The sequence below is a fragment of the Mobilicoccus pelagius NBRC 104925 genome (assembly GCF_000247995.1).
GTDB lineage: Bacteria > Actinomycetota > Actinomycetes > Actinomycetales > Dermatophilaceae > Mobilicoccus > Mobilicoccus pelagius.
Genome location: NZ_BAFE01000061.1, coordinates 1 through 13,232, shown reverse-complemented (window position 1 = coordinate 13,232; position 13,232 = coordinate 1). Strand labels below are relative to the sequence as shown.

12 protein-coding genes are annotated in these 13,232 nt (G+C 72.5%); 4 read left to right on the top strand and 8 right to left on the bottom strand.

What is annotated here, in order from left to right; translation table 11 throughout:
• Positions 1 to 113: 113 nt before the first annotated feature.
• Both MOPEL_RS09615 and MOPEL_RS09610 read left to right on the top strand, forming a co-directional pair.
• Complete coding sequence (locus tag MOPEL_RS09615) at positions 114 to 632, top strand: peptidylprolyl isomerase (protein ID WP_009482705.1); 519 nt, start codon at positions 114 to 116, stop codon at positions 630 to 632.
• A gap of 203 nt (positions 633 to 835) precedes the next feature.
• On the top strand, positions 836 to 1,900 hold the full coding sequence (locus MOPEL_RS09610) for a rhomboid family intramembrane serine protease (protein ID WP_009482704.1): 1,065 nt from the start codon (positions 836 to 838) through the stop codon (positions 1,898 to 1,900).
• Positions 1,901 to 2,088: 188 nt separating this feature from the next.
• Here MOPEL_RS09610 and MOPEL_RS09605 read toward each other — a convergent pair whose 3' ends face one another.
• Positions 2,089 to 2,340: a cell division protein CrgA gene (locus tag MOPEL_RS09605; RefSeq protein ID WP_009482703.1), complete on the bottom strand. Its 252-nt coding sequence runs from the start codon at positions 2,338 to 2,340 to the stop codon at positions 2,089 to 2,091.
• Positions 2,341 to 2,553: 213 nt separating this feature from the next.
• Between MOPEL_RS09605 and MOPEL_RS09600 the strand changes: the two genes are divergently transcribed.
• Both MOPEL_RS09600 and MOPEL_RS09595 read left to right on the top strand, forming a co-directional pair.
• Positions 2,554 to 3,327, top strand: a complete 774-nt coding sequence (locus MOPEL_RS09600; RefSeq protein ID WP_009482702.1) for a DUF881 domain-containing protein — start codon at positions 2,554 to 2,556, stop codon at positions 3,325 to 3,327.
• 56 nt (positions 3,328 to 3,383) lie between these two features.
• Entirely contained in the window at positions 3,384 to 4,022 is a 639-nt protein-coding gene (locus MOPEL_RS09595; RefSeq protein WP_009482701.1) for an aminodeoxychorismate/anthranilate synthase component II, read from the top strand.
• Positions 4,023 to 4,054: 32 nt separating this feature from the next.
• On the opposite strand, the gene pknB is transcribed toward MOPEL_RS09595, so the two are convergent.
• From pknB to MOPEL_RS18530, 7 genes are all read right to left on the bottom strand, one after another.
• Positions 4,055 to 5,953 carry a Stk1 family PASTA domain-containing Ser/Thr kinase gene (gene pknB / locus MOPEL_RS09590; RefSeq protein WP_009482700.1) on the bottom strand — a complete coding sequence of 633 codons (1,899 nt, stop codon included), beginning with the start codon at positions 5,951 to 5,953 and terminating at the stop codon, positions 4,055 to 4,057.
• 2 nt (positions 5,954 to 5,955) lie between these two features.
• Positions 5,956 to 7,590 carry a protein kinase domain-containing protein gene (locus MOPEL_RS09585; protein WP_009482699.1) on the bottom strand — a complete coding sequence of 545 codons (1,635 nt, stop codon included), beginning with the start codon at positions 7,588 to 7,590 and terminating at the stop codon, positions 5,956 to 5,958.
• Entirely contained in the window at positions 7,587 to 9,041 is a 1,455-nt protein-coding gene (locus MOPEL_RS09580; RefSeq protein WP_009482698.1) for a peptidoglycan D,D-transpeptidase FtsI family protein, read from the bottom strand. Before MOPEL_RS09580 ends, MOPEL_RS09585 begins: the two co-directional genes overlap by 4 nt.
• Positions 9,038 to 10,414, bottom strand: coding sequence for an FtsW/RodA/SpoVE family cell cycle protein (locus tag MOPEL_RS09575; protein WP_040633876.1), 1,377 nt, complete (start codon positions 10,412 to 10,414; stop codon positions 9,038 to 9,040). The genes MOPEL_RS09580 and MOPEL_RS09575 overlap by 4 nt, the downstream gene beginning before the upstream one ends.
• A complete protein-coding gene (locus MOPEL_RS09570) occupies positions 10,411 to 11,664 on the bottom strand; it encodes a PP2C family protein-serine/threonine phosphatase (protein ID WP_009482696.1) in 1,254 nt (417 codons plus the stop codon). Before MOPEL_RS09570 ends, MOPEL_RS09575 begins: the two co-directional genes overlap by 4 nt.
• Before the next feature lie 2 nt (positions 11,665 to 11,666).
• The gene (locus MOPEL_RS09565; RefSeq protein WP_009482695.1) at positions 11,667 to 12,140 is read right to left on the bottom strand and encodes an FHA domain-containing protein FhaB/FipA; all 474 of its coding nucleotides are present in this window, start codon (positions 12,138 to 12,140) and stop codon (positions 11,667 to 11,669) included.
• Positions 12,137 to 13,232 (bottom strand): FHA domain-containing protein (locus tag MOPEL_RS18530; RefSeq protein WP_009482694.1); only part of this gene is annotated, 1,096 nt, incomplete at its 5' end. The genes MOPEL_RS09565 and MOPEL_RS18530, both read right to left, overlap by 4 nt.

Below are 13,232 nucleotides of genomic sequence, written 5' to 3'. Positions count from 1 at the left end.
AGGACGAACGGCGCACCCCGGACGTTCCCACGCCCCGTGCCGGCCGGACGTGTACGGACGGTGTCCCCGCAGGCCGCACGGGCGGTCCGCGCGGGATCTGCGAGGATGTCCCCATGAACGTGACGCTGCACACGAACAAGGGCGACATCAACATCACCCTCTTCCCCGACCAGGCTCCCAAGACCGTCGAGAGCTTCGTCGGCCTCGCCACGGGCGAGAAGGAGTACAAGGACGACGCGGGCCGCACCGACCCGACCCCGTTCTACGACGGGCTCGTCTTCCACCGCGTCATCTCCGGCTTCATGATCCAGGGCGGCTGCCCGCTCGGCCGCGGCACCGGTGGCCCGGGCTACATGTTCGACGACGAGATCTCCCCCGACCTCACCTACTCCAAGCCGTACCTGCTCGCCATGGCGAACGCCGGCAAGCGCGGCGGCCGCGGCACCAACGGGTCGCAGTTCTTCATCACGGTCGCGCCGACGCCGCACCTGCAGGGCAAGCACACGATCTTCGGCGAGGTCGCCGACGCTCCGAGCCGTGAGGTCGTCGACGCCATCGCCGCCGTCCCCACCGACCGCATGGACCGTCCGGTCGAGGACGTCGTCATCGAGAAGGTCAGCGTCGAGAAGTGACCTCCCACCCCTGACCTCTCCCAGGAGGGCAGGAAGAACCGACCTCTGCTCGAGGGGCCCGGCCGGACACATCCGGCCGGGCCCCTCGTCGTTCCCGCGAACGTCCCTGCGGACGCCGCGGCGGGGGGGCCGTGCATCGCGGCCGCATCGTGCCGGCGTCGCGCCTGCGGCGTGGGGGCCGTTCATCGCCGACACTGGGAGGCGTGGACGACAAGCCCGTGGACCCGACCCGGCCCGCCGACCCCGACGCCCCCGTGTGCCCGCGCCACCCCGAGCGCGTGAGTCACCTGCGCTGCCGGGGCTGTGGACGACCGGCCTGCCCCGACTGCCAACGCCCGAGCGGCGGCGGTTTCGACTGCGTCGACTGCGTCGGCGCGGGCCGCCCCGGTGGGACCGACGCCGTCGAGCCGGTCGACGCCCCCGGCGCGCCCGGACCGTCCGGGCCGCCACCCGGGGTCAACCCGCCGTGGCAGGGCGGGCGGGACGTCGGTGCGTGGGAGACGACGGCCGGTACCGGCGCGTCCTCCCTCGCGTCCTCGCCGGCGGGAGCCGCCGTCCCCGTGCGGCCGCCGCGTCCCGTCGTCACGTACACGATCGCCACGCTCTGCGTCGTCGTCTACCTCTGGCAGCGATTCGACCCCCGCGTCATCACCGCCGGTGACTTCGCCCCCGTCGCGGGGTTCGTCGAGCCGTGGCGGTTCCTCACCGCCGCGTTCCTCCACAGCCCCGACAGCATCTCCCACCTGCTCTTCAACATGATGTCGCTGTACGCGATGGGCCAGTTCCTCGAACCCGCCCTCGGACGCGCCCGCTACACCGCGTTGTACCTGCTCAGCGCCCTCGGCGGCTCGGTCGGCTGCCTGCTCCTCGCCCCGCATCTCGACGCCGTCGACCAGGCGTCGGTCATGGCGTGGTTCCAGGGGATGGTCGGCGCCTCCGGCGCGGTGTTCGGCCTCTTCACCGCCGCGTTCCTCGTCCTCCGCCGGTCGGGCGCATCCGTCACCGGCATGGTCGTCCTGCTCGCGATCAACGCCGCGCTGCCGCTCGTCTACCGCAACATCGCTTGGCAGGCCCACCTCGGTGGGGCGGTCGTCGGGCTCGTCGTGGCCGCGGTCGTCCTCGCGACCGCTCCGCCGACACGTCGCCGATGGACGTGGCCCGCCCTCGCGGGGATCGGGCTCGTCCTGCTCGCGCTCGCCGCCGCCAAGTACGTCGCCAACCTCGAGGCGATCCACTACGTGCTCTCCATGACGGCCGTCGTCGGGTGACGACCCGTGGCCGATCGACCAGGCTGACACCGGGTGATTACACCGTTGTCATTCATCCCCAAGTGGGGATAACCCTGTGGATAACCATGGGGACATGTTGGGGACACCCTGGGGACAAGCCCCCGGACATGTGAACGGCCGCCACTCCCCACGGGGAGGGCGACCGTTCGACCGGTGGATAACTCCGGTCAGCGCCAGTTCGTCGTCATGAGGAAGCCCGCGATGATGAGTCCGAACCCGGCGGCGAGGTTCCAGTTCCCCCAGGGTTGCACCGGGAACGTGCCGGCGGTGAGGTAGAACACGACGATCCACAACAGTCCGAGCACCATGAGCCCGACCATCACCGGCACGTACCAGGACGGGTTGGGCTTCGGGCCCACGTCGACGGGGACGGTCGTCGCGCCGTCGGTGGACTTCTTCGGCATCTTGCTGGAAGGCACGTGCGTCTCCTGGCGTCTCGACATCCGGTGCGGCGGAGGCGGCCACGCCCCGCCCGTCGATCCAGGGTAGGGCCTCATACTGTGCGGACGAGGCATCGCCATGCCGCCCCACGGGTCGCCGCCGCCCGACCGACCGATCCACGCGGCGGACCCACGACCCGCCCTCGACCGACCGCCCACCCCACGCGCGCCCCGGCGCCGGAGAGGACATCGATGACCCCGTGCCCCCGTTCGGTGTGGACCTGGATCGTGCCCCTCGTCACCGGTGCGGCCGGTCTCCTCTTCGCGACGAGCGCCACCACGGCGCGCGGCACCGACCTGCGTGGTGACCGCCCCGACCTGCCGGCCCTCATCCACGCCCGGGAGGCCGAGGTCGCCCGTGACGCCCACCGCAACGACGTCCTCCGCCGCGAGATCGCCGCTCAGGAGCAGGCACTGCCCGGCGGTGCGACGCTGCGGACGTTGCGGGAGCAGGAGGAGGAGCTCGAGGAGCGGGCCGGTCTCACGCCTGTGCACGGGCCCGCCGTGCGGGTCACCCTCGACGACGCCGGCCTCGACGCCGCCTCGCTCCCCGAGGGCGTGAGCGTCGACGACGTCGTCGTCCACCAGCAGGACGTCCAGGCCGTCGTCAACGCCCTGTGGGCCGCGGGCGCGGAAGCGATGACGATCCAGGACCAGCGCGTCCTCTCCACGAGCGCCGTGCGGTGCGTCGGCAACACCCTCATCCTCGGCGGGCGCGTGTACTCGCCACCGTTCGTCGTCACCGCCATCGGCGACCAGAAGGCGCTCCGGGCCGGACTCGACGCCGACCCCGCCGTGGCCGTCTACCGCGACTACGTCAACCGGCTCGGCCTGGGCTACCGCGTCGAGACCCTCGAGGTGACGTTCGGGCCCTCGACCGGTACCGTCCGCCCCGTCCACGCCCGGCCGGTCACGGGTGGCACGGCGTCCCCGACGGCCGTCCGCACCCCGTCCGGTCGGCCCTGACCACCCCGCCGACACCACCGTCGACGTCCCCCGCCCGCCCCTCCCGTGAGGACCCCATGAGCCGCATCCTCGTCGTCGACAACTACGACAGCTTCGTGTTCACGATCGTCGGCTACCTCCGCAGCCTCGGCGCGGAGTGCGACGTGCACCGCAACGACGCCGTCGACGTCTCCGTCGTGGCGGAGTACGACGGGGTCCTCGTCTCCCCTGGTCCGGGGGCACCCGAGGAGGCGGGCGCGTCCATGGACGTCGTACGCGCCTGCGGCGAGCAGGAGGTGCCGATGCTCGGCGTGTGCCTCGGCCACCAGGCGCTCGCGGCCGTGTACGGAGCCGTCGTCGGGCGTGCGCCCGAACTCCTCCACGGCAAGACGTCACCGATCTCCCACGACGGCACGGGGATCCTCGCCGGGCTGCCCGATCCGTTCGTCGCGACCCGATACCACTCGCTCGCGATCGAGGACGGCACGTTGCCGCCCGAACTCGTCGCGAACGCCTGGGTCGAGTCACCGAGCGGCCGGATCGTCCAGGGGATCCGGCACCGCGACCTTCCGCTGCACGGCGTCCAGTTCCATCCCGAGAGCGTCCTCACCGAGGGCGGTCACCGGATGCTCGCGACGTGGCTCGAGATGTGCGGGGACGAGGACGCGGTGCCCGCATCGGTAGGCCTCGGCCCCCTCCTCACCCACCGGGAGTGACGACGGCGCCGTGCGGTGACCGTGGCGGGGGGTCACCCCCCCTGCGGGGAAACCTCCTCCCCCGAAGGGGTGGTCGTCTCCGGGTCGGCGGGGGTCTCCTCGTCCGTCGTGGTGGCCGTGTCGGAAGGCTTCGGTTCCTCCGTCGACCGCGTCGGACGCGGTTCGTCCGGGGTGGCCGTCACCGTCGTCGTCGACGCGGACGGACGGGGCATCGGCGCGGCGACGGAGATCTGCACGACCGAGCCCACCGGCACCTTCATCCCCTTCGGGTAGGCCTGCGACACGACCGTTCCCGTACGGCGGGTGCTCTGCACCTGGACCGGCTCGCCCCGCAGACCCGCCCGGGCGAGTTTCTCGATCGCGTTCGAGCGGGACATGCCGACGATGCCGGGCATCGTGATCTTGCCGGAGCTCACCTTGAGCGCGACGGCCGAGCCGAGGGTGACCTTCTTGCCTGCCTCGGGGTCGGTGGACACGACCTTGCCCTGATCGACGGACGCGCTGTCGACGGTGACGATGTCGCCGGGGGCGAGTCCCAGACCGGTGAGCTTGGTGAACGCCGACTGCGGGTCGTAGTTGGCGAGGTTGGGTACGGTCACGGCGCCCGGACCGCTCGACACGTGGAGCGTCACCGTGGAGCCGGGCGGCTGCATGCTCTGCGCCCCGGGCCGCTGCTCGACGACGAGGCCCGCCTTGGCCTTGTTGCGCACCGACTGGCTCTGGACGGTGAACCCGGCCTGCTGGAGCGCCGCCGTCGCCTTCTTCTGCGTCTCGCCCACGACGGCGGGGACGGCGACCGGCGCGGGTTCGCGATCGAACACGCCCTGGCTCCACAGGAGGCCGAGGACGAGAGCGAGCACGCCGAGCGTGGCCGTGACGATCGCCCACAGGGGCGGACGTCTCCGTCCGGAGGGTTCCTCCTCGACGATCTCCTCCACGGCGGCAGACTCCTCCACCGGGGCCGCAGCCGGGTCGACGACGACGGCGGTCGACCCGGTCGCCTGCGGGTCCCAGGGTTCGCTCCGTCCGGCGAGGCGGCCGTCGGCGACGGCCTCCCGGGCGGCGAGGGTGGGGCCGCCGGTGATGACGGCGTCGAGGTCGTCGGCGAAGGCGCCACCGCTCTGGTACCGCGCCGCCGGGTCCTTCGCGAGGGCGTGGAGAGCGACGACGTCGAGGGAGATGGGGATTGCCGCAGCGTGGACCGAGGGCGGCTGCGGGGGCTCCCCGACGTGCTGGTAGGCGATGGCGACAGGGCTGTCACCGACGAACGGCGGCCGACCCGTGATCAGCTCGTAGAGCAGGCACCCGGCAGAGTAGAGGTCGGAGCGGGCGTCGACCTCCTGCCCCTGCGCCTGTTCGGGGGAGAGGTACTGGGCCGTCCCGACGACCACGCTCGTGTTCGTCATCGTCGCGGCGGTGTCGGCGATGGCCCGTGCGATCCCGAAGTCCATCACCTTGGGCTGGCCGTTCTGGCCCATCATCACGTTCGCGGGCTTGATGTCGCGGTGGATGATGCCGTGGTCGTGGCTGTAGTCGAGGGCGCGGAGGACCTGCGCCATGACCCGGCCGGCCTCGAAGGGGTCGAACGGGCCGTCCTCGGCGAGGACGTCGCGCAGCGTGCGGCCGCGGACGTACTCCATGACGATGAACGGCACCGAGACGGGCGCCCCGCCGAAGTCGCTCACCGACTCCTCGCCGGAGTCGAAGACCGCGACGATGTTCGGGTGGTTGAGGCTCGCGGCCGACTGGGCCTCGCGGCGGAACCGCATGAGGAAGGAGCGGTCACGGGCGAGCTCGGAGCGGAGGATCTTGATGGCGACCTCCCGCCCGAGGCGGGTGTCGTAACCGAGGTGGACGTCTGCCATGCCCCCGCGGCCGATGAGTTCACCCATCTCGTACCGCCCGGCCAGCAGGCGCGTTTGGTCGTTCACGCTCACTCCTCGACGGTGTCGGACTGGTGGGAGGATCCCGCGTCGGCGACCTGGGTGGCGGCGGGCGCGGGGTCACGAGGAACACCGGCCCCCGCACCGGCCGGGCCGCGTCGGCCTTCGGCGCCCGTCACCGGCGGCGCCTCGGGGGTCGCGGTCTCCGCAGGAGGCTGCTCGGGGGGTTCGGACGTCTTCTCCGGCTGCTGCTGCTCGGGCGCCTCCGTCGTCGTCCTCTCCGAGGGGGCCGACGTCGGCTGCTTCTGCGGTTCCTCGGTCATCGCCGGGCCGGTGGAGACGCGGAGCGCGATCGTCGCGCCCTGGGCGACGCGGCCGGACGGGGAGAGGCCGACGACCTGGCCGCGGGGGGCGGCGTCCTCGACGTCCTCACGGGTCACCGAGAGGCCGAGGCCCTTGAGTCGGACCTGCGCGTCGTCGTAGGTGAGACCGACGTAGTCGGAGGCCGTGACCTGCACGGACGTGTCGGCTCTCGGCTCGGAGGCCGTCTCCTCCGAGGTGGAGGTCTCCGACGGTGTCGCCGTGGAGGTGGCCGTCGTCGGTGCCGGCTTCGGTGCGTCGTCGTCGCCACCGCCGAGTGCCCGCGCGGCGAAGAACGCGAGGGCCGCGAGGAGGACGATGAGGGGGATCGCCCACAGCATCGGGTTGACGTGGCGGCGTTCCTCGTCCTCGGCGGGCACGGATGCGCCGGCACGGGTCCGCGGGTCCTGCCGCGGGCCGCGAGGCGGTGTCGCCCGCGGCGCCACGCGGGTGGAGGAGGGGTCGAGACGTTCGGTGACGGCCGCCATCGGCGACGTCACGGGGAACCCGCTGGTGGGGGCACCCCGGAGGGTGTCGGCGAGGGCCCGGGCGCTCGCCGGCCGGTTCGCGGGGTCCTTCGCGAGGCACGACATGACGACGTGCGCGAGCGCGGGGGGCACCGTGTCGGGCAGTGGCGGTGGCGGGGTCGTCACGTGCGCCATCGCGGTCGCGACGGGGGATCCCTCGTCGAACGGGCGCCGACCCGTGAGCATCTCGTAGGCGACGCAGCCGAGGGCGTAGATGTCGCTCGCGGGCGAGACGGCCTGCCCGGTGGCCTGCTCGGGCGAGATGTACTGGGCCGTGCCCATGACCTCGCCGGTGCGGGTGATGGGGGCGGCGTCGGTCGCGCGAGAGATGCCGAAGTCGGTGAGCTTCACCTCACCGCTCGGCTTGACGAGGATGTTCGCGGGCTTGACGTCGCGGTGGATGACACCGCGGTCGTGCGCCGCCTGGAGGGCGTGCGCGGCCTGGGAGATCACCGAGATCGTGCGCTCGGGGCCGAGGGGCCCCTGGTCGGAGATGAGCTGGGAGAGGGGCTCGCCCTTGACGAGCTCCATGACGAGCCAGTTCGCCCCCGCGTCCTCGCCGTAGTCGTAGACCGCGGCGATGTTGGGGTGGGAGAGCGCGGCGGTGTTGCGCGCCTCCTCCCGGAACCGTTGCTCGAAGCCCGACTGGTCGGCGAGGGCCGGGCTGAGGAGCTTGATCGCGACGATGCGGCCGAGCACCTGGTCGGTGGCCTCCCACACCTCGCCCATCCCTCCGACCGCGATGCGCTCGCCGAGGGTGTAGCGGTTGCCGAAGACGGCGCCGGTCTGGAACTTCATGGGGCGATCACAGCTTTCATCACGTCGCGGGCGATCGGCGCGGAGACCCGTCCTCCGGCCGCTTCACTACCGGCATTGCCGCCGTCCTCCACGACGACGGCGACGGCGATCTTCGGATCGTCCGCGGGCGCGAACGACATGAACCAGGCGTGGGGCGGGCGGCCCTCGCCGTGTTCGGCGGTGCCCGACTTGCCGGCGACCCGCACCCCGTCGATGCGGGCGCGGGTGCCGGTGCCCTCGGTGACGACGGCGGTCATCATCCGGGTGAGGGCGGCGGCGGTGTCGGTCGAGACGGCGCGCCCGAGCTCGGTGGGGCGGGTCTGGTCGACGACGGCGAGGTCGGAGCCTCGCGTCTGTCGCACGAGGTAGGGCTGCATGACCTTGCCCTCGTTGCCGACGGCGGCGGCGACCATCGCGACCTGCAGGGGGGTGACGCGGACGTCGTACTGGCCGATGGCGGAGAGCGCCTCCTGCGGCTCGTTCATGTCCTCGGGGACGCGGGAGGGGGTGACGGCCATGGGGATGGAGAGCGAGGCACCGAACCCGAACTTGGCGGCCTGGTCGCGGAGCGACTGGGCGCCGAGATCCATGCCGAGGCCCGCGAAGGCGGTGTTGCACGACTTGGCGAGGGCGCGGGTGAGGGTGACGGTGCCGCCGTCGCAGGGGCCACCGCCGGCGTTGGGCAGGTCGATCGTCGTCTGCGGCAGGCGGAGGCGTGCGGGCCCGGCGAGGCGGGACTGCTCGGAGTAGCGGCCCGACTCGAGGGCGGCGGCGGCCGTGACGACCTTGAACACCGATCCGGGCGGGTAGGTGTCGCCGGCGATGGCGCGGTCGACGAGAGGACGTCCCGGGTCGTCGCCCAGGCGCTTCCACGCCTGCTGGACCTCGCTGCTGTCATGACCGGCGAGGGCGTTGGGGTCGTACTCGGGGTGGCTCACGAGGGCGAGGATCGCGCCGGTGCGGGGGTCGAGCGCGACGACGGCGCCACGCTGGTCGCCGAGGCCCTCCTCGGCGGCCTTCTGGGCACGCGGGTCGATGGTGAGTTCGAGGTTGATGCCGCTCGGCTGACGGCCGGTGAGGACGTCGCCGAGGCGGCGGAAGAACAGACGGGGGTCGTCGCCGGTGAGGAGCTTGTCTGCGGCGCTCTCCAGGCCGCCACCTGCGCCGTACACGAACGAGTGGTAGCCCGTGACGTGGCTGTAGGTGGAGCCCTGGGGGTAGCTGCGCTGGTAGACGAACTCGTCGTCGGTCTTCTCGCTGCGGGCGACGGCCTGGTTGCCGACGAGGATCTGGCCCCGTTCGCGGCTGTACGTCGCGAGGAGGGTGCGACGGTTGCCGGGTTTGTCGCGGAGGTCGTCGGCGGTGAAGAACTGGATCCACGTCGAGGCCAGGAGCAACGACGTGAACATGAGCGCGATGACGAGCGCGAGGCGACGGATCGGGTTGTTCACGGCGTCACCGTCTGCTGTCCTGCGGCGGGCGTCGCCGGGGCCACGGGCCGCGCCGGGGGGACGGGGCGTCGGGCGTGGTCGCTGATGCGCAGGAGGATCGCGACGATGGCCCAGTTGGCGAGGAGGGACGAGCCGCCCTGGGAGAGGAACGGCGTCGTGAGGCCGGTGAGGGGGATGACGCGGGTGACGCCGCCGACGACGACGAACACCTGCAACGCGATGGAGAACGACAGGCCGGTGGCGAGGAGCTTGCCGAACCCGTCGCGGGTGCCGAGCGCGGTGCGCAGGCCCCGTTCGACGAGGAGGCCGTAGAGGACGAGGATCGCGAAGAGGCCGACGAGGCCGAGCTCCTCGGCGAAGCTGGGGACGATGAAGTCGGACTCGGCGAAGTACGTGAGGTACGGGTGGCCGCGCCCGAGACCGGTGCCGAGGAGTCCGCCTGCGCCCATGCCCATGAGTCCGCGGACGAGCTGGTCGCTCTGCGCGAGGGCCTCCTGCGACCAGGGGTCGAGCCAGAACATGACGCGCTGCTGCACGTGGTCGAAGAGGAGGTAGGCGAGCCAGCAGCCGCCCGCGAAGAGGGTGAGGCCGATGGCGATCCAGCTGAGTCGTTCGGTGGCGACGTAGAGCATCGCGACGAAGAGCCCGAAGAACAGCAGCGAGGAGCCGAGGTCACGCTCGAGGACGAGGACGAGGAGGCTCGCGATCCACGCGATGAGGATGGGGCCGAGGTCGCGGGCGCGTGGCAGGGAGAGGCCGAGGACCTTGCGGCCGACGAGGGCCAGGGCGTCTCGGGTCTGGACGAGGTATCCGGCGAAGAAGATCGTGAGGAGGATCTTCGCGACCTCGCCCGGCTGGAACGAGAACGGGCCGATGCCGATCCAGATGCGCGCGCCGTAGACGGAGCGGCCGAGGAACGGCACGAGGGGCAGCAGGAGGAACAGCAGGCCCGCAGCCATGATCGTGTACGTGTACCGGCGGAGGCGGCGGTGGTCGCGCAGGAGGACGAGGACCGCGATCGCGCCGGCCACGGCGAGGGCGCTCCACATGACCTGGCGGGAGGCCATGCCGCTGTCGGGGCCCTTGGCGAGGTCGAGGCGGTGGATCATCACGAGGCCGAGCCCGTTGAGGAGCACGGCGATCGGGAGCATGAGGGGGTCGGCGTAGGACGCCCGCCACCGGAGCACGAGGTGGAGGCTCACCGCGATGGCGAGGAGGGTGCCGGCGTGCGTGGCGAGGTCGAGGGGGACGGTCCCGTCGACGCCGAGACCGACCGCCACGTACGCGAGGAGGACGATCGCGACGGCCAAGACGAGGAGCGCGAGCTCGACGTTGCGGCGGGTGCGGGGCACGAACTGGCTGACGGTCGTCACGAGGCCCCCGATCCGCAAGCGGTGCCGAGGCTCCGCTGGAGGCGGCAGGCCTGCGCGGTCTGACGGAGGCTCTCGACGCGTGAGCGGGCCTCGGCCTCGTCGGCGACGGAGATCGTCGAGTCGACGGCGCTCCGCTCGAACGATGGCAGGTCGGTGAGGGGGATGGTCGTCACCTCGGTGAGCGTGGACAGGTGGATCGGCCCGAGGTCCTGGGGGATGCCGCGGTAGACGGCGACGTAGGCACCGTTGTCGCCGATGAAGTACTGGCTGCGGGTCCAGTCGTAGGCGGCGTAGAGGGCGGCCCCGGCGGCGAGGACGACGAGGGAGGCGACGGCGATCCACCGCAGCCAGGGGCGTGCGGGGGTGCCGGGGTCGTCATCGAGCTCCTCGTCGGGGGTGCCGAGTGCCTCGCGGCGGAGCGCTGCGGCCTTGGCGGCCGGGGAGAGGGTGGCCGGTGCGGCGATCTCGCGGCGCCGGTCGGCGACGGCGCCGACGATGATCGGCTGGCTCGCAGGGGTGCTCGTCGCGTCGACGATGTCGCCGATGACGACGGTGACGTTGTCGGGGGCGCCGGCCCGGAGCGCGAGGTCGACGAGCTTGGCGGTCGTGCCGTCGGGGGGGAGCCCGGAGCCGAGCACCTCGGCGATGGTGTCACGGCCGACGTAGTCCGAGAGGCCGTCGGAGCAGATGAGGTATCGATCGCCGAGGCGGGCCTGCCGGATGGACAGGTCGGGCTCGTCCTCGGGGGCACCGGTGAGGACACGGGTGACGAGCGACCGTTGCGGGTGGTGCTCGGCCTCCTCCTCGGTGATGCGGCCCGTGTCGACGAGGCTCTGGACGAACGAGTGGTCGCGGGTGATCTGCGTGACGGCGCCGTCGCGGAGGAGGAACGCGCGGGAATCGCCGATGTGGACGAGGGCGAGTCCGGTGGAGCCGCACCGCATGAGCGCCGAGAGGGTCGTGCCCATGCCCTTGAGTTCGGGTTCCTTCTGCATCGCGCTCGCGAGGGAGGCGTTGGCCTTCGCGAGGGTGCGGGCGAGGATCTCGAGCGCGTCGTCGGCGCCGTGGCTGTCGCCGTCGAGGGGGGCGAGGCGCGCGATGACGAGGGACGACGCGATGTCGCCGCCGGCGTGACCGCCCATGCCGTCGGCGACGGCGAGGAGGTGCGGGCCGGCGTATCCGGAGTCCTCGTTGCGGCTGCGCACGAGCCCGACGTCGGTGCGTGCCGCGTAGTCGATCGCGAGCGTCATCGTCACCGGCCCAGTTCGAGGACGGTGGTGCCGATGCGCAGCTGGGTGCCCTCCTTGAGGGGGGTGGGCTCGGTGATGCGGCGGCCGTCGACGAACGTGCCGTTGGTGGAGCCGAGGTCCTCGACGTACCAGGAGGCGTCGTCGGCGTAGACGCGGGCGTGGCGACCGGAGGCGTAGTCGTCGTCGATGACGAGGGTGCACTCGGGGTTGCGACCGAGGAGGACGCCGGACTCCTTGAGGGGGGCGGTGGAGCCGCGGAGGGCGCCCTCGACGACGACGAGGACGGAGAACGGACGACGGCCGCGGAGGCGGGGCGCGTTCTCGGTGGGGCGGACGCGACGGCGCCCACCTTCGCCCTTCTGGACGATGCGGGTGCCGTAGAGGTCGCTCCGGATGACGCCGACGATGCTGAAGACGAACAGCCACATGATGGCGAGGAGCCCGAGTCGTACGACGGCGAGGGTCAGTTCGCTCATCGGCGTCCTCCGAGGCGGACGACCAGGCTCGTGCGGCCGAGGGTGATGCGGTCGCCCTCGGCGAGGCGTGCCGTGGTGAGACGTTCGCCGTTGAGGTAGGTGCCGTTGGTGGAGCCGAGGTCGCGGATGCTCGCGAGGAGGTGGGGGCCGTCGTGGGTGACGCGGATCTCGCAGTGGCGGCGGCTCACGCCGGTGTCGTCGAGCGTGATGTCGGCGGAGGGGTCCCGGCCGACGATCGTGATGGCGGAGAGGAGCGGGTAGGAGTCCGTGCCGAGTTCGAGCCACGGTCGGCGTCCGATGGGGGCGGGCCCGGCGGGGACGGTGTCATGGCGCGCGGTGGCCGGGGCGGGATGGCGGGGGGCCTGGCCGGCCCAGGGGTCGTCGGCCGCCTCGTCGTACCCGGCGCGGGGGTCGTCGTCCTCGTCGTCGCCCCAGGCGGCGAGGTCGCGGGCGCGCTGGGCCTCGCGGGCTCGGCGGGCCTCCTCGTCCTCCTCGCGTCGGGGGGTCGACGCTGCTCCGGGTGCGGACCCGGGAGCGGGGGCCCCGACGGGGAGGCCTCCCGCGCGTGCGGCGGCGGCGGTGCCCGCGGCTGCGGCCGTGGCGGCCGCAGCGGCACTGCCGGCGAGGCCGACGTCGCCCTGAGCGGGGGAGCTGGCCTGCGGGAGGATCATCTCGTTGCGCGGCGCGTGGGGGCCCGCGTGGGTGCGTGGTGCGGGCTGCGGGGCACGCGAACTCGTGGGGACGACGCGGAAGACGCCCGTGTCGAGGTCGTCGCGGTCGACGAAGTCGACGAAGAGGGGACCGCCGGGGGTGTACCCCTGCGACTCGGCGTGCTCCTCGACGGAGGCGAGGAGTTCGGTGTGGAGCACGTCCTCGTAGTCGTGGAGGCGCTCGTAGTCGGTGGGGGCGAGCTCGATGGTGAACGAGTTGGGGACGACGGTGCGTCCGTGACCGACGACGGCGGCACGGTCGTCCATCGCGCGCCGCATCGCGGAGGCGATCTCGACGGGTTGCACCTCCGCCTTGAACGCGCGCGCGAAAGCGCCGTTGACGACGCGTTCGAGCTTCTGCTCGACCCGATCGAACAGGCCC